Raw genomic sequence first — 20,205 nt, 5'->3', positions numbered from 1 at the left:
GAGCACAAAAGGACGCGAATTGATGCAATCGTTCGCCGTGTGCTAGACTGACCCGGGTTCGCATGACGGCCAGCGATGGACTGGACTTCGCTCCGCCCACCCCATCTGTTCCCGAAACACACGCACCGAAACATGAAATACTTCGCCTACGGCTCCAACTGCAACCAGGCGATCATGGAAAAGAAGGGGGTCGCGTTCACCAGCGCGGAGCCTGCGGTGCTCGGCGGCTTTCGATTGCGGTTCAACAAAATGGCGTTGCGAGACGCACTGCCATCCGGGATCGGATTCGCCAACATCAACGAAGACCCGGCCGGCGAAGTCGAAGGTATTCTCTACGAGATTGTCGATGATCATCTGGGCCGGTTGGATGAATCCGAACGCTATCCCGATCACTACGGACGGATCGAAGTCACCGTTTCGTCCAAGAACCAATCGGTGACGTGCATCACGTACCAAGCCCAGCCCGACAAGCTCGCCGACGGGCTGCGGCCCTCCCGCAATTACTTGAACCACATCCTGGCCGCCAAGGATTTCCTGTCCTGGCAGTACTTCGACGCGCTGGATAAATCCCAAACCTTCACCGACGATTGCGCCTGCTGCCAAAAACTCGGTGAAGTGGTGTTTATCAAGGAAGACGACCAACTCCACATGCTGTGCCAACCCTGTCGTGAGGCGCGACTGATCTGGGGCGACACCCGAGGGCGTCGCCTGACGGTGGCCGAGACTCGTGCGATGATGACGCAGTTGGTCGAAGGCGGCCCAGGTTTCAGCTCTGTCAGCGAACTGGTCCAAGAAGCCATCGCGACCAAAGTCATCGATCCCTAAGTCGATCAGGTTTGGATTTCAAAACCCTTGCGGCTTTCGCGCGACAGGAACGAGTTGGCTTGTTCGTCGCCGATGATTTCTCGCTTGTCCGGATCCCAGTTGAGTTCGCGTCCCAGCCGCATCGCGATGTTGGACAGGTGGCAGATCTCCAGCATCCGGTTGTGGGTCCAGACGTCGGAAATCGGTTGCTTGCGTGATTTCATGCCTTCGATGAAGTTGGCGGTATGGTTTTCGCTGACCGGTCCACCGTACACCGCTTCGACCGCTCCTTCGGGCAGAGGATGCTGTACCAGGTCCTCGACGGGCCGACCGACGATCTTTCCACGATTGACAAAGAAACGGCCCTTGGTTCCTTCGAACAAGATGCCGTTGTCGCCTTCGCTGGTGATGATCATCTCGACATCGTTGGGCATGTCGACTCGAATGTTGAACTTCGTCGCCGCGTTGTACTGATCGGCGACGGTGGGATGACCGTCCTTGTATGCGACCGGCAACGAGTAATCGAGCGGAGCGATTTTACTGGGACCGGTGTCGCTGGCGCCGAGCGCCCAGCAAGCGATGTCGACGTGGTGGGCTCCCCAGTCGGTCAACTTGCCGCCGGAGTATTCGTGCCAGTTCCTGAAGGAATAGTGGCAATTGCTGTACAGCGGCACGCCGCCACCGTAGCCTTCCCGCAGTTCGGGTAACGCTCGATAGTCAACTTTTGGTGCCGGCCCGAGCCATAGATCCCAGTCCAGCCCGTCGGGCACGGGTGCCACGGGAATCTTGGGGGAGGCGACCATGCCGTTGATTCCGCAGGTGACTTTTTTGACCGTGCCGACGCGGCCGTTGTTGACCAATGCGACCGCCTGCAGGAATCGCTGCTCCGATTCGCTTCGCTGCATCGTGCCGACCTGGAACACGCGTCCGGTTTCCTTGACGACCTTTTCGATCTGTTTGCCTTCGTCGATGGTCAGCGTGAGCGGTTTTTCGCAGTAGACATCTTTGCCCGCATACATGGCCTCGATCGCGATCTTGGTGTGCCAGTGGTCCGGCGTGGCGATCATCACCGCGTCGATGTCTTTGCGGTCCAAGATCTTGCGATAGTCTTTGTAGGCATCGGGCGCCTTGCCCTGAGCCATCTTCACTTTCTCGACGTTGTCCCCCAGCACGTTCGCATCCACATCGGCCAACGCGGCGAAGTCGGCAAAACGGAACGATTTCTGAGTGATCGTCCAGCCTTGATTACGAAGTCCGATGGTGGCAAAGACGGGACGCCCGTTGGCGGATTCGAATCCGGCGGCACGGTTGGACGCGGACGGCAGAATGCTTGCCGCCCCGACGGCAGCCATGCCCTGAAGAATCTGACGGCGTGTGGTTTTGCGAGAAGTTGACATCGGAGGAATTCCTTGAGTCGGAAGCGAATGCAGAGACATGGGATTGCGGGAAAGACGACGCGAAACGCGTGATGCAGCAAAGAGGCGAATCGGGTTGGGTGACGGACGCGAATCATCTATCACGACAGCCAATTATACTAGAAATCGGCGGCCCATTCGCCGGGTGCCAAGCGAGTTCGCGCGCATCGACCGCGGCTGTTCCGTCGTCTCCATCGCCGTGCCGGGCATCGGTGTCCACGCATCTGAAGTCCCCCTCCCTGGCGGGCGACACTGTGAAGCATTCGTTGGCGGTAAGCCGCGAGCGGGCTGTCGATTTAATCGGGATCTGCTGAGTCAATGGTGAGCCGCTGGCCGTCAGGCCTCGGGCAGCGTCGCAGTGCCCGGCCGCTTACGCGGGGCGCGCGCGGCTCACAAAATCGACAGCCCGCGACGCCGCCCCCCTGCGGAACCGAGAAAACCAAAGCCCTTTTCGCAATTCAGACTAATCTAAGCGTCTTCTCCTGGGCCCGATCAACGCTCCCCCGCTATCGCAATGAACCCGCTGAAACGTTTCCGCCGCCCCAACCGTGCCGCCAAACCGCCCCAGGCGCACATGACCTGGGCGTCGCAGAGCGTCTCCAGCACGATCACCCGAACGGGATTGTTCCTCAAGAAACAGCTTTGGGTCTGGCCGATTGTGGCGGTGGTGCTGCTGTCGATCGTCGGCTTTTTTGTTCGCCATGCCATCGAAACGACGATCAAGGGCAACGTCAGCTCGGGGCTGCAGACGTTGGTGGAACTGGAGTCGGAAATGCTGGTCAAATGGTTCGCGGTCCAAGAATCGACCGCCGAATCCTTGGCCAACGACAGCCAGGTCCGACAGACCGTTTACAAGCTGCTGGAAACCCCGGAGGCCGGAACGCCGGCTGCGATCGGAGCCGAATCGGAACTGCACCGTCAGCTGGCCACGGAACTTGCCCCCGCACTTGCGGCACACGATTTCGTCGGCTTCCTGCTGGCGGACAATCGCAAACGAATTCTCTCGTCCTCTCACGCGTCGCTGATCGGTCAGTCGGGGATCGACGAGTACGACCATTTTCTGGACCGCGCACTCGAAGGCGAGACGTTCGTTTCGACGCCCTTTCCCAGCGTCGTGATGCTCAAAAACAGCAGCGGTCAGACGCGGATCGGGGTGCCCACGATGTATGTCTGCGCCCCCGTGCGTGACGCGTCGTTTCAAGTCGTCGGCGTGTTGGCGTTGCAGATCCCTCCGGAACGCGAGTTCACCGAAATCCTGCAACTGGGGCGGGTCGGATCTTCGGGCGAGTCCTACGCCTTTGATTCCGCGGGCGTGATGATTTCCAACAGCCGTTTCGACGAGGAACTGATCCTGCTCGGCCTGTTGCCCGACCAAGCGGGCTCGCGATCCATGTTGCAATTGCTGGTCCGCGACCCCGGCGATGACATGACACGAGGGTTTCGCCCGAACGTCCGTCGTAGCCAACTGCCACTGACCAAGCTGGCTGCGACGGCGATCGAAGGGCAATCCGGTGTGGATGTCGATGGGTACCGCGACTACCGTGGCGTCACCGTGATCGGTGCCTGGACCTGGTTGCCGAAGTACGAAATCGGTGTCGCGATGGAAGTGGATTCCGCCCAGGCGTTTCGGCCGCTCGTGATTCTGCAACGCGCCTTCCTTGCCATCTATACGTTGTTGATCGCCAGCGCGATTGCGATCTTTGTGTTTACCATCATCGTCGCGCGATTGCAGCGTCAAGCCCGCGAGGCCGTGATCGAAGCCCAGCAACTGGGACAATACACGTTGGAACAAAAACTCGGCGAAGGTGGCATGGGCGTGGTCTACAAAGGCCGACACTCCATGCTCCGGCGCCCCACCGCGATCAAATTGCTGCACGCCGACAAGGTCAACGAAGGCTCGATCGCCCGGTTTGAACGCGAAGTCCAAATCACCTGCCAGCTGAACCACCCCAACACGATCGCGATCTACGACTACGGCCGAACACCCGAGGGCGTCTTCTACTACGCGATGGAGTACCTAGACGGAATCGATCTGCAACAGCTTGTCAATCAATATGGACCTCAGCCAGAAGCCAGAATCATTCATATCCTGACGCAAATCTGTGGTTCGTTGTTCGAGGCGCATTCCAACGGGCTGGTCCACCGTGACGTCAAACCCGCCAACGTGATGCTCAATCGACGCGGCTGCCAACCGGATCTGATCAAGGTGCTGGATTTCGGTTTGGTCAAGGCGATCGATCAAGAGGATCGTCAGAAACAATCGGACGATGGGATGTTGACCGGAACCCCGCTCTACATGTCACCCGAAGCGATCCAAGCACCGATGACCGTCGATTCCAGCACCGACATCTACGCCGTCGGCGCGATCGGGTACTTTTTGCTGACCGGCAAACCGGTGTTCGAAGCCGAGGGGATTGCCCAACTGTTGCAAAAACATCTGGAAGAATCACCGGTGCTGCCGTCCAAACGGTCCAAGATCAATGTCTCCGCCCAGTTGGAAGACGCGATCATGGGCTGCCTGGAAAAGACACGGGCCAAGCGACCGCAGACGGCACGCGACCTGGAACTGCAGCTTTCCCGCTGCCAAGCCGCCGGGCAATGGACGATCGAAGACGGCGACCGCTGGTGGGGACGACACGAACGAGGTTTGCAACGCGCACCGATCAGCACTCCCAACAACACACCGATCACCGGTCCGCTCAACGCCTCCTTGAGCGGCGTCGGGCCGATGACGCCCCTGGACCAAACCATCGACGTCACCACCAACGACGAGACCGGGGACGACGAAGACGCACGGTCTTGAGATTTCGCTGCGGATGCCTTTCACACCCCACCGCGTCGTGGCAACCCATTTAGTCTCTCTCCCTCTGGGAGAGACGGCGTTTGCGCAGCAAGCAAACGCCAGAGAGGGTCGGCGCTGCAAAAGTCTTGACGACTTCCGCTACGGTCAACTTTGCCACTGATGCAATTGACGTCCCAACGGGGTTGAACAAAGCGGTTCCCCCGATTCGCGCCGCAGCTGATCACCAGCCATCTCGCGATCACTCGTTGCGCCGACAACCTGCTCGAAGTGTGGATCGATGACCACCTCATGTACAGATAGTCTCGCTCAAATGCTTGTGTTCGCCTCCCACCTTAGCTACATTCGGACAGCAGCCCCGCAGAGGGGCGACTGAACACCCCTCCCAATGGCTTCCTGGCCGCTCCCAAAGGAGCGGCGTGTCGAACAGAAGGCTCACCGGTCGCCGTGACGAGACTCATCGTGCTTTGGCCCTCCCTGCCAGAGCAAGATCCTTGTCATTCCGATGGCGCACGCGGCCGACTGTCGGCAGGTGACTGTCCCAACCGCCACCCAAGAATCCACGGTGCTTGAACCTGCCTTTCCACCCCTCCCCACTTTTGCATCGGAGTTTCCCTGATGAAAGTTACGTTACTCTCGCTTTCGATCACGATCGTCTCGGTGTTGATTTCCGCCAACGCCCATGCCGGTGTTGTCACCTTTGATTCGTTCACCCCCAACACAAGTGTCAACGGACAGGGAGGGTGGACGGTCGAAGACTCTTTCGGCAACTCAACATTTCCCTACGATGAAGCGGTTGTCGATGATGGAACCGGCAATCAGGTCTTGCGGATGTCCAACGCCGTCACGTCGACCTCATTCAGCGACCAGACCTTTTCCCATCGACCCGCGGTCGCCGCTGGGGAAACCGGCGCCGGTCTCTACAACGACTATGGAACCGACCACACAACGCCGAACAACCCACCGCTCTCCTCGGCCACCGCAGGAAGCAAGTACTTCCATGCTGCTTGGGATTTTAAGTCGGCCACCGGCGGGGCGCAACCCGATCTGTTTCTGTCGCTTTCGCCCGCGGCGTCGCAAAGCCCGCACCGAATGTCGTATGTCGGAATCGACGGCGGGAATGCGGGCGGATTCGATTTGAACTTTTTTGACACGACAGGTGTCGCGTTCAACGGAACGCCGTTGGTGACGGGGCTCAGCTATTCGGACTGGCACACCGTTGAAATGTATATCGAATTCGTTGACGGATTGGGGCCCGGAGCGCCCGGCAGCGAAATGGGCAATGACATCGTCAATATCCTGGTCGATGGGACACTGGTTCATACCGGCACGACATGGGAATCGTATTTCGCCAACGCCGCGAGCCAGGTTTCTGGTCCGCACGCCGTGGACTCGCTCGCGTTTGTAGCCAGGGGTAGCGCAGCCCCCGGAACTTCTGGGAACGGGATTTACTTCGACAACGTGACGATCAGCAACGCTCAATTCAACGCGGTGCCCGAACCATCATCGCTGCTGATTTTTGGCGCCGTTGCGGGCTGCTGCATGGTGCCTCGACGACGTCGGCGTTGAAACGCGAGTTAGGAAAACAAGACGATCGCGGCCGAAGCGGCCGCGCGCCGCATGACCGCTCGCGCCATACAACCCGCTTCGCCGCGATCTCGCAATCTTGCTCGATGCGTTCAGAGACGACCGCACCGCATCTCTGACCCATCGCTGCTCACATTTGGGAATTAGGCATGTCATTTCTCGAACTTATTCTGGTTTTCGCGATCATTGCGGTCGTCTCAACTTCGCTCTTGATCATCACAAGCCTGGCTACTTCAAACCGCTTGAAAAAGAATGAGTGTCACGGATTGGCTCTCGACCTCGGTTCGAAGGAAAAAGTAATCGCAGATTTGCGGCAAGAGATTGATCGTCATCGCGAAACTTCGTCTGAGGTAAAGACGCAACTGGCTGTATGCCAAAGCCACTCGGAACGTACAACAGCCGAACTTGCCGGGGCACACGAACAAATTCAGTCGCTAAAAGAAAGGCTCAAACGGTACGTCACGATTGACGATGCGGAAGCCCACGCAGAGCAGATCAAGAAGGATGCCGAGAAACGCGTTGCCGAACTTTCCGCCAAGTCTGAAAGCATCAAGTCGGAGGCAGTAATCTACCGTGATCAAGCAGTCAAGTTGAAAACAAAGCGAGACTCACTCAACTCGCAACTGAAGAGCCTGCAGATGTACAAGGATGGCTGCGATTCAATTGAAAAACTCAACGCGAAAATTGAGGATCGCCAAGCTGCGTTAGACACTGCTATTCAAGAAATGGAGCGTGAACAGAACGAGCGTGCGAACAAACTAAATCAGCAGATAGATTCCTTAGAGAGCGAACTGGAAAATCGAAGAAAAGAGCTGGATCTCGTTGACGACGCCGCAGAGATGCAGTCTTTTGGCGTCTATCACCCAAAATTCAACTTCGATCATAGTGAGAGATATCGCGACGCAATAAAAGACTGTACTACGCAACAGAAAGAGATGATTCGTGAGAAGACTGCTTGCGTATGCGAAACAGCTTGGTCGGTAGGTGGGAGCGAGGCAAAGGGGCGAACCATGACCAACCAAAACATCAAGCTTATGCTAAGGGCGGTCAACGGAGAATGCGATGGAATTATCGCCAAGGTCACCTTTCGTAATGTAGAGGCGAGTGAAAAGCGAATCAAGAAGTGCTTTGAGATGATTAACAAACTGGGCAAGTCCAATGACATCTCATTTTCTCCACGATACGAACAACTGAAATTGCAGGAATTATATTTAAATTATGAATACGAGGCGCAGAAGCAGGAGGAGAAAGAACGAGAGCGTGAGCAGCGAGAACTGATCCGAGAAGAAGAGAAAGCCGAAAAGGAAATCAAAAAAGGCCAGGAAGCTGCTGAAAAGGACGAGGCAACCAAAACGACTGCGCTTGAGAAAGCACGGCAAGAACTTGCGGATCAGCACGGAAAGCACAACGATAAACTCGAAAAACTCGTTCAAAAATTAGAAGAGGAATTGAAGGAAGCACTCGATCGGAAAGCAAAGGCGATCGCGCGAGCCCAGCTCACAAAATCGGGTCATGTCTACGTCCTCTCAAATGTAGGAACGATGGGTAAAGATGTGTACAAAATTGGCATGACCAGACGACTTGAGCCTCTTGATCGTGTGAAGGAGCTCGGGGACGCGTCTGTACCGTTTCCGTTTGATGTTCATGCAATGATCTATTCAGAAGATGCTCCAAAACTGGAGAACTCCCTTCACAAGTACTTTGAAGATCGTCGAGTGAATCTTGTGAATCTCCGACGAGAGTTCTTCTACGTGACGCTCGATGAAATACGCGACGCCGTCTCAGATCTACATGGGCTATTTACCTTTAGGCTTGAACCCGAAGCCGAGCAGTTCAGGACATCGGAAGGGCTTCGAGAAGAAGCCAAATCAGCAGTTGCAGGATAAGCCCATATTAAGTCAATTCACTTGGAATCGCATTTCCAGTCGTCCCATCCTCCAGGATCACTGGGATTGGACCGAATTGGATTGCCCCCTTCAATCTTAGACATCTGTCCACGCTATTCTGCCGATCTCTCTGATCAGTATCTCAGTGTCTCTCTTATGTAGCCCCCGCCACGTGAACCATCCCGTCAACAGACGAAAAAAACACGCTTTCGATATGCCCATCGTTTGACCAACAAATCTCAACCCAGCCGCCGATAGGCCTCGCGCACGGGGGCTTCCCCGTGGGTGCGTTCGAGCCGTCGGATCGTGAAGTGTGCCCGGGCCAGATCCTGGTAATGATCGATGAAGTAGCTGTTGATCAACGCCCCGCCGACGGCCCCGATCACGGGAATGGCCTGCGCGGCGATTTTTTCGCTGACGACGATCCCGAATCGTTTGCCGATCTGGGCGATCAACCTAACCAGCGGCGGTGCGGCTGAATCGGCCAATCCATTCTTGACGATGTACTGCGATGCGTCCTTGATTTGCTTTGCCATCGCTGCCCGGACCGCAAAGTAACCGATCTCGGTATCGTCATTGACGTCCGACGGTTTACCGGGATCCAGGGCAAAGACTTCCAGACACGCGAGACGTGTCTCGATCTCAGCCAGGTCTTCGCCTTCGCTGCGCGCGATGTCCGCGACACTTCGTAAGATCAACACCGTCGAGACCGGTAGTTCCGCCGCGATCGTGGCACCACCGAGCGCCCCGCCGGCGGCACCACTCAGCCCTGCCAACAACTTGTGCGTCAGCAATTTGGGTTTTCGACCCTTCTCGGCTCCCTCACCGAGCGTCTTGACTGCGGCATCGAGCGCCACCCGCAGCGACTTTTCGATCGCGCTGTGGATCATGCCTTCGGCCGCATCGGGCAGCATCTTCAACGACGCCGTGATCGGCGCCCCGACCAACTCGGTCAAACGATCCGCGATCCCGTGGTGCTCCAGCACCCGCTTGGCCTCACGCAATTCGCTCAACGCTTCTTCCGAAAGCCCGACGCGGATCAAGTCGTTCGTCATCTCAGTCTCAGTCATTCAATCGGTTGGTGATGAATCTCGCCCGGCATCGTCGACCGGGCCCGCCATCTATAACGTACCCGCAACCGGCAGCGATCGGATGGAATCACGGCGAAAATCCCGGTGCGCTACCGCGAGAGAAAACGGGGATGGCAGAAAAATCGCGGGCAGAAAAATGGAAAAGCCGGGAGACGAAGCCGACGTCTGCTTCCCCGGTGTAAATTGGGGAAACGGGTGCCATCCACCCGGCTCGTCAAAACAACTCTCTGGAACCGAAAATCAAACCCATGAAATCTGACGGAAAACCACCGAACGCATTGCCTCCCAGAGACGCGCACAAGCGAGGATTACACCGGACCATGACCCTTGGCGGGGCCTATGCAACCCGCAACCACACGATCAAGCACCTTCAAGACCTGAAAGGCAAAACGGTTCTCACCGAGACCATGCCGTTTGCAACCAGCGAGGCGGCGGCGGCGGAAGAGGCCGGAATCGATACGCTGAAAGTCAAGTTTGATCCGGGGAATCCCGCCGATGCGATTGCGATCCGAAGCGCGGCGCCGCATACCTTCATGACCTTCTGTATCGGGTTGACCAAGATTGCGACCGCGGCGGAAGCGGTCCGCGCGGGCTACGACGCCATGGAACTGGGCGCCGACGGAATCATGTGCCAATGGGGACCCGAGTTCATTCGAGCGGTTGCGGATGCCGGAATTCCTGTCGAAGCTCACGCCGGCCTCGTGCCCCGCTTGAGCACCTGGACGGGAGGGCTTAGGGCGGTCGGCAAGACCATCGAAGAGGCCCTCTGGGTATTCGAGCAGATTCAATCGTTTGACGAAGCAGGCGCCTGGGCGGTTGAAGTGGAAGTCGTCCCGGCCGAGTTACTCGCACAAATCTCCAGCCGCACCCGACTGGTGACCTCGTCGATCGGCGCCGGCAGTGGCGGTGACATTCAATTCATGTTCGCCGAAGACATTTTGGGCAACCACGCTCCTCCCTATCCGCGACACACCAAACAGTACCGCAACCTCTTCAAGATGGAGCAGGCGATGCAAGTGGAGCGAGTTGAAGGGTTCCGGGACTACATCGAGGACGTCAAAAGCGGCCGGTTCCCGGGCCCCGGACACATCGTCAAGGCCCCCGAAGGTTTGATCGACCAGTTCCTCGCCACAGTCGACGACGACCGGGTCGAGTAACCTTTAGAGTACCGATCACCGAACCCGTGTTCGAATGGATGAAAGGTGCCACCGAAATCGCAAGTGCGACTGGTTGGGATGGCAGAAAAATGGCGGGCAGAAAAATGAAATAGCCGGCAGGCGGAACGGCAAGAAAATGGTTCGCCCGTAGCAGTTTCCAATCGGCCGACTCAGCCCCACGCGGACGCGTCCCGACGTCCCGATCTCTCCATGCCCGATTTTCTTGTCACCCATTTTCTTGTCTTCCTTCCTACAGCCCAGCCATTTTTCTGCCCCCCATTTTTCTGCCATCTCGGTAGCGAACCGGGTGCTAATGAAAGGATGAGTGGTTCACCGCCGCTTTAGATCGCGTCGACACAAACCAGGCCGAATAGGGCAACGCAAACGCGGCGTAAATGAACGACAGGATGGTGATCGGACGATCCCCTTGCGGAGGTCCCCACGAGTTGTAATTGATCAGGAACACGATGAGCGATGCGAATGCGATTGCGGAACCGCCAAATATCATTGAGGCGTGATCGCGATTTCGAAAAGCAAGCATGGCGATGATCAGCCCAACGAGCGAGAAGATCGGGCCGGAACCGACAATCGATTCGTGCTCGTACGCCTCGACGGCGAGTGATGCAACAATCACGATTGCTTGCACGGCAATGAATCGACGCAGCCAAGGGGCTTGAATCGGAGCCGCGTCGATCAGGGGCGTGTCAGAAACCGTCGAAGGTGGAGCGTACGGATTCAGATCAGGCGGTTCGGCGGCCAATGTAATCTCCGTGACTCGAAGGGGTGTACAGTTCGCGTTTGTCCGTGAGTCTTCCAATGATGAAACGTGCCACCGAAATCGCAAGTGCGACTGGTTGGGATGGCAGAAAAATGGCGGGCAGAAAAATGGAATCGCCGGCAGGCGGAACGGCAAGAAAATGGGTGACAAGAAAATGGTTCGCCCGTAGCAGTTTCCAATCGGCCGAATCATCCCCACGCGGACGCGTCTCAGCGTCCCGACGCCCCGATCTCTCCATGCCGTATTTTCTTGTCACCCATTTTCTTGTCTTCCTTCCTACAGCCCACCCATTTTTCTGCCCCCCATATTTCTGCCATCTCGGTAGGGGGAAAACATCTGATAAATCGTGCCACCGACCAACTGTAACCGATGCTCCCCGTTGACTGGTTGGTTAGCAGGGGATTTGGCGGTCTCTGAGCCCGCTTGGCCATTGGGTGAAAACGCTGTGACGAAAGGATCAACAACATCTCCGCTGTTCCAAATCTTAGGAAACGAACGTGAAAACGACTCACCACACCACGCTATTCCTGGTTACTTTGGGATGGGCGCTCGGTTCATCGATGCTAAACGGTTCGTTCCTGGCGGCCAGCGACGCGAATTGGCCCGGCTTTCTCGGCCCGCAACGTGACGGCTGGGTCAATCATTTTCAACCGCCCGCCGAGTGGCCGAAATCGCTCAACAAGGTGTGGCAGGTGGATGTGGGCACGGGATACGGGTCTCCACTGGTGGCTGATGATCGCGTCTATCAGCACGCTCGCCAGGGAAATGACGAAGTGTTGCGGTGTTTGGATCTGGCTACGGGAAAGGAGATTTGGAAGCAGACTCACGTGGTTCCCTTCAAAGCCTCGTCGGGCGGTGAGCGGCATGGGAATGGTCCGAAGTCTTCGCCCGTCATCGCCGACGGTCGAGTCTTTACCATAAGCAGCCTTGGTGAGGTTTCTGCCTGGGACGCGGAGTCGGGGGATCTGCTGTGGCGCCGCGACTATCGGAAACGCTTTCCGCAGAATCATCCCAACTGGGGCGCCTCCACATCGCCGATTGTTGACGGTGACCGCGTGGTCGCTCACGTTGGCAATGACGACGAAGGAGCATTGATCGCGTTGGACGTGAAGACGGGCGACGAAATCTGGAGTCAGGGCAACGATGGAGCTTCTTATTCGTCGCCGTTGGTTGTCGAGATTCATGGTGTCCGCCAGATCGTTGACTGGAACCATCGTGCCCTCGTTGGTGTGGCCATTGAATCGGGAGTGGCACTGTGGGAGTTCCCCCTTCCGCAATACACCAGCAACCAAAACATGCCGACGCCTTCGTTCCACAACGGGCGGATTCTTTTGGGCGGCGAAAATCGAGGCATCTATGGTCTGGAACCAGAGATCAACGACGGCAAGTGGTCGGTGAAGGAGCATTGGTTCCAGAAGGACGTCGCTTTGGATATGAGCACCGCGGTGATCAACGGAAACCTGTTGTTTGGGTTCTCGCACTACAAGAAGGGGCAGCTGTTCTGCCTGGACACCGCGACCGGTGAAGTGCTGTGGCAGGGGGCGGGCCGAACGGGAGAAAACGTGGCGTTTCTGTCGATTCCGGACCACGTGGTAGCCTTGCTGAACAATGGGCAATTGCGGGTAATCAAGGCCACCGAGAGGGACCTTGAAGAAGTCGCCAGCTATCAGGTCGCCGATAGCCCCACCTGGGCACCGCCCGTACTGTTGAAAAACGGTCTCCTGATCAAGGATCAGGAGAGTTTAGCGTTGTGGTCGTTCGAGTAGTACCATCTTTCGGTGCGTTGCACGCTCCAGCAAAGATGAATGGTGCCACCCAAATCGCAAGTGCGACTGATTGGGAGGGCAGAAAAATGGAATCGTCGGGCGATGGAACGGATGGAAAAACGTGACAAGAAAATGGATCGACCGCAGCAGTTTCCAACCGGTCGACTCAGTCGCACGCCGACGCCGATCAGCTGCCCGACATCCAGATCTCTCCATGCCCAATTTTCTTGTCAGCCATTTTCCTGTCTCCCTTTTTGCCTGCAGCCCACGCATCTTTCTGCCCCCCATTTTTCTGCCATCTCGGTAGGGGAAAGCATCTGATGCATGGGTGCTAACGGGTGTTCGTCGGCGCGTTGAACATCGGCTGATCGTCAGAGCGGCCCTGCGTCACAGGATCCGATTGGAGTTCCGCGATCCGAGTGCTGCCGTCCATTGGCACCAGAATGGAATCGAACGTGCGGACTTTGACCTCCACTGGGTGTTCGTGATCGACGGCCGCATCGTTTGGCGGCGGGGGAGTTGGCAAGCGGGGAATTCGATTACTTGCAAATCGATGTTGGTCCGCGTGATTGTGACTCACGCAATGGCAGTGGGTGTGTGCCGACCTATTCCGCGTGCTGCGGTGTAGACATCCCACTTGTGAACTGAGCAAAAATCCGGCAACGACAAAACACAGGGAATGATTCATCCGTGAAATCCTTTGGGGAGGTAAAGGGATTGACGGCAGCCACGCTTCCAAGCGAATGCTACTCATCTAGGGCATGATGATCGGACCGTGAGCTTGCCACGATGTGGGGAAAACGGACATTCAGAAGCACTGCAGATTGATCCCTCCCTACACCTCGGCAAACAGGGTGAATCCAATCCGCCGATCCATTCGGACGACCCCGGACAGCAAGTTTTTGTCGAATCATTGCTTCGGGCCAATCATCTGTCGGGGCCGAATCAACCGTCTCAATTGATACGATCACGGTTGGCAGCAGTTGCAACAACTTGGCGTCCAAAGACTCTGCAGCTTACGCAATGACAGGATGAATGGTGCCACCCAATCGCAAGTGCAACGGATTGGGATGGCAGAAAAATGGCGGGCAGAAAAATGGAATCGCCGGAAGACGGAACGGCAAGAAAATGGGTGACAAGAAGATGGATCGCCCGCAGCAGTTTCCAATCGGCCGAATCAGTCACACGCAGACGCCACTCAGCTTCCCGACGTCCCGATCTCTCCACGCCGTATTTTCTTGTCACCCATTTTCTTGTCTTCCTTCCTACAGCCCAGCCATTTTTCTGCCCCCTATTTTTCTGCCATCTCGATAGGAAATAGCATCTGATGAATGGTGCCATCGGCTATCCGTAACCGATACCCCCAGTTGCTGGGTTGCTAGCGGGGGTGTTGGCATTCGTTGCCGTGCAGGTTTGGTGGGCAGCACCAAATCGCTCCACGCGATTTCAAATTCTTATTCGTTATCCAGTGATCGCTCGATCATTGGCTGTCCATGGATAGAGTGCTCGGAGGTCAGCCCAAAACTGCTGGCGCACCGATTCAATCCGATCATGATAGTCCTCGAAGAAACCAATTCGCTCCCATTGCGCCGGATAGGCATACTCTTCGCCGCCCTCACCCAATTTGGTGATCCAGAAGATGGGTCGCTTGTCGTCGACGATCCGAAAACATTCCGGCTCAAAGAGACAGGGGTCGTTTGATGCGCACGGATGTGACTCGTCAGTGAGCAATCGATAATAGTCGGCTTCAATGCCAAGAACCTCGTAGTTCCGTCCAATGGTGAGACCAAGCTTTCTGCCATCGGGAGCGGTTTCCGTGGTCGGCGTTACGAGCATGTTCTTGTTTGGATAACGGTTGATAAATAGTGCCACCCAATCGCAAGTGCAACGGATTGGGATGGCAGAAAAATCGCGGGCAGAAAAATGGAATCGCCGGAAGACGGAACGGCAAGAAAATGGGTGACAAGAAGATGGATCGCCCGCAGCAGTTTCCAATCGGCCGAATCAGTCACACGCAGACGCCGCCCAACTTCCCGACGCCCAGATCTCTCCACGCCCCATTTTCTTGTCCCCCATTTTCCTGTCTCCCTTTCTGCCCGCATCCCCATTCATTTTTCTGCCCCCCATTTTTCTGCCATCTCGATAGGGGAAAGGGTACTGATGAATGGTGTCACCTATGATCCGTAATCCCGGATCAAGGAATCGGGCAGGTGGTCAAAAAATCAATGCGTAAGTAAGAAGGAGCGTCGGATCGCGGCCAACTTCTTCATCTTTTGACCACTCCATTTTTTGCCCCCAACCTCCCCGCCAAAGCAGCACGCCCAGGAGGATTCGAACCTCCGACCGTCGGATTAGAAGTCCGATGCTCTATCCAGCTGAGCTATGGGCGCGAGACCGCAATTTACGGGGTTTTCTGAAGCCCCCTAGTTTTGCACTACAACAGAGTTTACAACAAGGGGGCTGAAAGGTGGTCATGCGGTGCTCGTAACACCGCATGACCGAACATCCACTCCAAGCTAAAGGGAGAAGTGAATGCCCACGCAAAGTGTACGCGGAAAGTCCGCATCTAAGAAGCCGAAGACCAAGAAACCGGCCAAGGTCAAAGGTTCGCCGCTGACCCCCCACGCATCTGGTCAATACTGCGCACGACTCGCCGGGAAGATCCGGTATTTCGGCGCCGATCACGACACCGCTCTCCGAAAATACCTGGATGCGAAAGCGGGGTTCGATTCGGATGACGAACGGCTGACGGTAGCTGATGTCTGCAACCGCTACCTGGATTCGCAACAGGCCAAGGTCGACGCAGGAACGTTAGCGCAACGGACGCTGACGGACTATCACGCAATGGCTAAGCGGTTTGCCAGTCACCTAGGGCGAGATCGAAAGTACGAGACTTTGCGGGCGTCCGACTTCGCGTCACTTCGAGCCTCGTACAAGTGGGAAGGTTCGTCGACCATCAACCGCGAGATCACGATGGTTAAGACGATGGTGAACTGGGCTGAAAAGTCTGGGTATGGTCGCCCCAACATGGGGCCGGATTTCGTTTCAGTGCCGAAGCGCGTACAGCGGATCGAAAGAAAGAAGAAAGGGGCGTTGATGTTCGACGCCGAACAGTGCAGGGCAATTGTCGAGAAGGCGTCCCCGCAGCTTCGCGCTATGATCCTGTTGGGGCTCAATTGCGGGTTTGGTGGCGCTGACTGTTCGAAGCTGCGACAGGACGAGATTGACTGGGAACGCGGTTGGCTGTCACAGATCCGAGAGAAGACTGGAGAGGACAGGGACGCGTGGCTGTGGCCCGAAACCATTGAGGCGCTCAAGGTCGCAATCGAAAAGCGACCGAAGCCAAAGAATTACGAAGACGACGGCCTTGTTTTCATCACGAAGTACGGGAACCGGTGGCTACGGGATGACAAACAGACCAACCCGGTGGCGCAGGCATTCAGCAAAATCACGAAGGCTCTCGGCATCCATCGTCCAGGGTTGTCCTACTACGGGCTCAGGAGGACGTTTCGGACGATCGCTGACGATGCACGCGATACAACAGCCGCGCGTCGCATCATGGGACACACGCCCAAGCCTGGAGACATGGACGCCGTCTACGTCCAACGTATCGACCCCGCGCGGATAAAAGCTGTCTGCGCTCACGTCCGGAGGTGGTACGTTTCGAGTCGGTGCGATCGGTACAAAGGGGTGCGAGTAAACATCGATGACGGGCATGCGATTAGCTGGGGGCTCATCAAGAGCCGACTGCGGAGGATCGCCGAATGAACTACGACGTCCCAAACGAGTCTGAATTGAAACCACGACAGTGGGAGACAATCGCAAGGTACGCCGATGACCTCGCCGTGTACCTGGAGTCACTGGGGAACTGCTGGACGATGCCCGACTACCGGCACAGCAAGCCGCCCAGGGCCGTGTACGGCGTTGACCTCATCCAATGCGTCCTGGACCGTGATGCAGACGAAGCGCGGCACAGGGAGTACGTGAGGGAAGCTGACGAGGCCGGGCGTTGTCCGCTCACCGACAATGGAGGACCGTCAAAACGGATCAACGGGGAAGCTGCCGAGCGGATGCACGCGTTCGCGGAGTTCGCCCGGTCGAAGTCAAAACCCGAGGGTGACGCCAAGCGAAAAGTCGGAGCCCCAAAGAACCTGCAATGGGTTACGCAGGCCGCAAGCCTGTACGCGAAGAACCCAAAGATCTACTGCAACAACAGTGAGATAGCACGGGCTGTAGGCGTAAGCCCATCAACGGTGAACCGATCGGACCAGCCCGGCAAGGCGTGGTATGAATGCAAGAAACGCATCGACCACGGTCGTAACGCCGTCTACGACCAGAAGAGAGCCAATGACAACGATCATTTGGACATCGACGAAAAGCGTCAGATTGGAATGATCAACAGCCGCAGAAACTGAAACGCACAATCCGAGTGCATCGGACGAAGTTTTTTAGACCCCGCAAAACACGAAGTTTCGGCGGGGTTTTTTCATGCGCCGATGCCAATGGGCAAAAGCAAAACGCACAGCAAACGCACATTTTGGGGAGGGTCATCAACGTTACTTGCGAGGTACCCACATGACCCAAGATGAATCAGACGACCTGGACCGGGCGGCAGCATTTGGATTGCTGCTGGCCGCGCTAGGTCGGCACGACGTAGACGACGCCCAACGACATATCACGACATTGGAACGGCTGGGGCTCGGAATCGAGCCCGCCAACAAGGTGCTCGAACGACGCCGCCAACGTGAAGCCAAAAGCCCGGAGGCGCAACAGTGATCGACGCGAACTACACCACGAGCGAGGCTGCCAAGATCCTACGATGCAGCGGTGAACAAATTCGCCGTGAAGTGAAAGCCGGAAGGCTGCGGGGCTACACCATTGGCAACGGCAAGAAACGGCAGCGAGTAATCATTCCAGCATCTGCGATAGACGAGTACATCGAAGCCAACACCATCGTGGCGGATAAGCCGAAGCAAACGCGGCGAAGCAACAAAGCCCAGAAGACCAGGAGGTGGGTTTGATGGAAAAGGGAATCAACCGACGGCTGAACATCACAGTCAACGACAACCTCAGGAAACGGTTCTGGCAGCGTGTCGACAATCGCGGGCCTGACGAGTGTTGGGAATGGCAAGGCGCGATGCGTAACGGCTATGGCGCAATCAAGCACCAAAGGCAGACGCTGTCATGCCATCGCGTCGCCTATGTCCTAACGCATGGTGCCCCCGGTGAAGACCTCGTCATCGGTCACACGTGTGACAACCGGGCTTGCTGCAACCCCAGCCAACTGGAAGCCATTACGGTCGGAAAGAACAACAGGGACGCGCGGAGACGCCGCGAGTTCTATGTCTGCCGAGGAGATGACGCTCCGCAATCGGTTCTGACAGAGCACGATGTCAAGAACATCATGCATGAACGATCGGAGACCGGCCACGGGTGTCGAAGGATTGCGAGGACGTTAGGACTATCAGAATCTGCGGTAGACAAGGTGATCCAGGGAACGACGTGGGCTCACATCACGGGTGGAAAGCTGTAACGCCACCGACAAAACCACCCCGCACGCCAGCGGCAACGGGCGGGGTGTTACTTCTGCCGTAGTTGAGACCAATACGAGCCATGAGAATGGAAATGCGAAAGAAAACGACAAACAAGTATCCCGCGAAAGTTCTTGAGCCCATGAGCCGCGAACACGGGGAGCTGTGCCTGAAAATCAAAAATAACGAGGTGCTATCAACCAGCGATGCCGCCAAACTGTTGGGCATCACGAAACCAACGCTGATGCGCAAATTCCAAGCGAAAAACATCGAGCCAGTGGCGCTAAAGCGTAATCCAGTTCGTCCGAGGGCGGCGCCGATCAAGTATTGGAACAAGGCAGACGTCGATCGGATCAAGCGGCACAAGGACGTCAAGCAGACTGTCAAGCGATCGCGACAAGCCAAGGCCAACGCGAAGTCGCTGCATGAAGTCTGGGCGCAGTCTCTCCCGTCGCAGTACCCATCGGTCACGCTATGCTTGAGTGACGGCTGCGCAGCGTTGCGGGACTTGGCACGGCATGCCAACTGGTGCTACGACAACGCCGAGAAAGCAACGCTAACGGACCTCATCGCGGAATGCCTACACGGGCTGCATCGGCAAGGGTTGGTTACCGAATGCCTCTCGTACGATGAGGTCGAGCCCGCTCTGGTTTGCTTCAGTTGCGATGGCGAGAAGACCAAGACATGGAGCAACGGTGAGGTGCACCCGTGCGGGCGATGCGATGGAACTGGAGTCTATCGTGCTGAGGTACGCCACCCGCACCACTTGATTTCCGTCGATGCCGGGGACGAGTCGTACAATTGGTCGTTGAGCGCGGCGAAGTCGGATTGGTGCACGCCGCAGGGCACAGCTGATGCGCCCCCCGAAACAACCGGGAAGAAGCTGGCGACGACGAAGCACGACAAGGCATTGGCCCTAGCCAAACACTTCCGGGGGTTGCTCAACGATTGAGTCGGTGCGACTTTCCTGGAATCCCAGCAGCCGCTGGGATTTCCTTAGCCCCCACCAACCAGAGGGGGAAAATCGTCATTGACGACTTTTGGGGCCCGTTTGAACCACTCCACAAAGCCCATGCGGGTGATAAAAGCGACCCACGGGACGCTTTGGCAGTACCGTTGGGGGGGTGCATTGTTAGCGCTAACATCGCACCCACCCGTTGGGGTGGCAATAAAAGAGCACCTCCGCGATGGCACGGTGGCGCCTGAGTACCGGCTACGAGCCGAGAGCTGGCTGTTGCCGAAAATGCCAGCGGGTGCAGTCAACGGGGCATCGGGCGCGGATCAAGCCAGACGCCCATTCCGCAAAAATGGTCATTGCCGCGAGCCGTTTTCGTTACGTTTCATTTGGAGGGGCGTTTTTCGCGGAAACCACGGCAAAACGTTTCTCTGG

At 56.8% G+C, this 20,205-nt stretch carries 18 protein-coding genes and 1 tRNA gene; 12 read left to right on the top strand and 7 right to left on the bottom strand.

The features are described from left to right. The first annotated feature begins 132 nt into the window (after nt 1–132). Nucleotides 133–825 carry a gamma-glutamylcyclotransferase family protein gene (locus Enr13x_RS15660; protein WP_197456051.1) on the top strand — a complete coding sequence of 231 codons (693 nt, stop codon included), beginning with the start codon at nt 133–135 and terminating at the stop codon, nt 823–825. A gap of 5 nt (nt 826–830) precedes the next feature. Here the strand turns inward: Enr13x_RS15660 and Enr13x_RS15655 are convergent, their stop codons facing one another. Then, a complete protein-coding gene (locus Enr13x_RS15655; protein WP_390621107.1) occupies nt 831–2,156 on the bottom strand; it encodes a Gfo/Idh/MocA family protein in 1,326 nt (441 codons plus the stop codon). 577 nt (nt 2,157–2,733) lie between these two features. On the opposite strand from Enr13x_RS15655, the gene Enr13x_RS15650 reads away from it, so the two are divergent. The 3 genes from Enr13x_RS15650 to Enr13x_RS15640 all read left to right on the top strand — a co-directional run bounded on the left by Enr13x_RS15650 (nt 2,734) and on the right by Enr13x_RS15640 (nt 8,492). Continuing rightward, nucleotides 2,734–5,022: a serine/threonine protein kinase gene (locus Enr13x_RS15650; RefSeq protein WP_145387593.1), complete on the top strand. Its 2,289-nt coding sequence runs from the start codon at nt 2,734–2,736 to the stop codon at nt 5,020–5,022. A gap of 615 nt (nt 5,023–5,637) precedes the next feature. Continuing rightward, on the top strand, nt 5,638–6,588 hold the full coding sequence (locus tag Enr13x_RS15645) for a PEP-CTERM sorting domain-containing protein (RefSeq protein WP_145387591.1): 951 nt from the start codon (nt 5,638–5,640) through the stop codon (nt 6,586–6,588). A 167-nt stretch (nt 6,589–6,755) separates the two neighbouring features. Beyond that, the gene (locus tag Enr13x_RS15640; protein WP_145387590.1) at nt 6,756–8,492 is read left to right on the top strand and encodes a DUF4041 domain-containing protein; all 1,737 of its coding nucleotides are present in this window, start codon (nt 6,756–6,758) and stop codon (nt 8,490–8,492) included. Between the two features lie 239 nt (nt 8,493–8,731). On the opposite strand, the gene Enr13x_RS15635 is transcribed toward Enr13x_RS15640, so the two are convergent. After that, the gene (locus tag Enr13x_RS15635) at nt 8,732–9,562 is read right to left on the bottom strand and encodes an EcsC family protein (RefSeq protein ID WP_231744319.1); all 831 of its coding nucleotides are present in this window, start codon (nt 9,560–9,562) and stop codon (nt 8,732–8,734) included. 341 nt (nt 9,563–9,903) lie between these two features. Between Enr13x_RS15635 and Enr13x_RS15630 the strand changes: the two genes are divergently transcribed. After that, on the top strand, nt 9,904–10,740 hold the full coding sequence (locus Enr13x_RS15630) for a 3-methyl-2-oxobutanoate hydroxymethyltransferase (protein WP_197456050.1): 837 nt from the start codon (nt 9,904–9,906) through the stop codon (nt 10,738–10,740). A 310-nt stretch (nt 10,741–11,050) separates the two neighbouring features. Here the strand turns inward: Enr13x_RS15630 and Enr13x_RS15625 are convergent, their stop codons facing one another. Beyond that, a complete protein-coding gene (locus Enr13x_RS15625) occupies nt 11,051–11,500 on the bottom strand; it encodes a hypothetical protein (protein ID WP_145387584.1) in 450 nt (149 codons plus the stop codon). Between the two features lie 578 nt (nt 11,501–12,078). Here Enr13x_RS15625 and Enr13x_RS15620 point away from each other — a divergent pair. Next, on the top strand, nt 12,079–13,284 hold the full coding sequence (locus Enr13x_RS15620; RefSeq protein ID WP_261344202.1) for a PQQ-binding-like beta-propeller repeat protein: 1,206 nt from the start codon (nt 12,079–12,081) through the stop codon (nt 13,282–13,284). A gap of 331 nt (nt 13,285–13,615) precedes the next feature. On the opposite strand, the gene Enr13x_RS15615 is transcribed toward Enr13x_RS15620, so the two are convergent. From Enr13x_RS15615 to Enr13x_RS15600, 4 genes are all read right to left on the bottom strand, one after another. After that, on the bottom strand, nt 13,616–13,810 hold the full coding sequence (locus Enr13x_RS15615) for a hypothetical protein (RefSeq protein ID WP_145387581.1): 195 nt from the start codon (nt 13,808–13,810) through the stop codon (nt 13,616–13,618). Between the two features lie 428 nt (nt 13,811–14,238). After that, nucleotides 14,239–14,625, bottom strand: coding sequence for a hypothetical protein (locus Enr13x_RS15610; protein WP_145387579.1), 387 nt, complete (start codon nt 14,623–14,625; stop codon nt 14,239–14,241). A gap of 120 nt (nt 14,626–14,745) precedes the next feature. Next, nucleotides 14,746–15,156 (bottom strand): hypothetical protein, encoded by a 411-nt coding sequence (locus tag Enr13x_RS15605; protein WP_145387577.1) that lies wholly within the window; start codon nt 15,154–15,156, stop codon nt 14,746–14,748. 444 nt (nt 15,157–15,600) lie between these two features. Next, a tRNA-Arg gene (locus tag Enr13x_RS15600) sits at nt 15,601–15,674 on the bottom strand. Between the two features lie 142 nt (nt 15,675–15,816). On the opposite strand from Enr13x_RS15600, the gene Enr13x_RS15595 reads away from it, so the two are divergent. The 6 genes from Enr13x_RS15595 to Enr13x_RS15570 all read left to right on the top strand — a co-directional run bounded on the left by Enr13x_RS15595 (nt 15,817) and on the right by Enr13x_RS15570 (nt 19,767). After that, the gene (locus Enr13x_RS15595; protein ID WP_145387575.1) at nt 15,817–17,052 is read left to right on the top strand and encodes a tyrosine-type recombinase/integrase; all 1,236 of its coding nucleotides are present in this window, start codon (nt 15,817–15,819) and stop codon (nt 17,050–17,052) included. Continuing rightward, nucleotides 17,049–17,699 carry a winged helix-turn-helix domain-containing protein gene (locus Enr13x_RS15590; RefSeq protein WP_145387573.1) on the top strand — a complete coding sequence of 217 codons (651 nt, stop codon included), beginning with the start codon at nt 17,049–17,051 and terminating at the stop codon, nt 17,697–17,699. Before Enr13x_RS15595 ends, Enr13x_RS15590 begins: the two co-directional genes overlap by 4 nt. A 160-nt stretch (nt 17,700–17,859) precedes the next feature. Beyond that, complete coding sequence (locus Enr13x_RS15585; protein ID WP_145387572.1) at nt 17,860–18,060, top strand: hypothetical protein; 201 nt, start codon at nt 17,860–17,862, stop codon at nt 18,058–18,060. Further along, the gene (locus Enr13x_RS15580; RefSeq protein ID WP_145387570.1) at nt 18,057–18,305 is read left to right on the top strand and encodes a helix-turn-helix domain-containing protein; all 249 of its coding nucleotides are present in this window, start codon (nt 18,057–18,059) and stop codon (nt 18,303–18,305) included. Before Enr13x_RS15585 ends, Enr13x_RS15580 begins: the two co-directional genes overlap by 4 nt. Continuing rightward, entirely contained in the window at nt 18,305–18,817 is a 513-nt protein-coding gene (locus Enr13x_RS15575; protein WP_145387568.1) for an HNH endonuclease, read from the top strand. The genes Enr13x_RS15580 and Enr13x_RS15575 overlap by 1 nt, the downstream gene beginning before the upstream one ends. Nucleotides 18,818–18,909: 92 nt before the next feature. Further along, the gene (locus Enr13x_RS15570; protein WP_145387566.1) at nt 18,910–19,767 is read left to right on the top strand and encodes a hypothetical protein; all 858 of its coding nucleotides are present in this window, start codon (nt 18,910–18,912) and stop codon (nt 19,765–19,767) included. Nucleotides 19,768–20,205 lie beyond the last annotated feature (438 nt).

Source organism: Stieleria neptunia (assembly GCF_007754155.1).
Lineage (GTDB): Bacteria > Planctomycetota > Planctomycetia > Pirellulales > Pirellulaceae > Stieleria > Stieleria neptunia.
The sequence above is the reverse complement of the archived record's forward strand: the minus strand, read 5'-3'. Positions and strand labels throughout refer to the sequence as shown.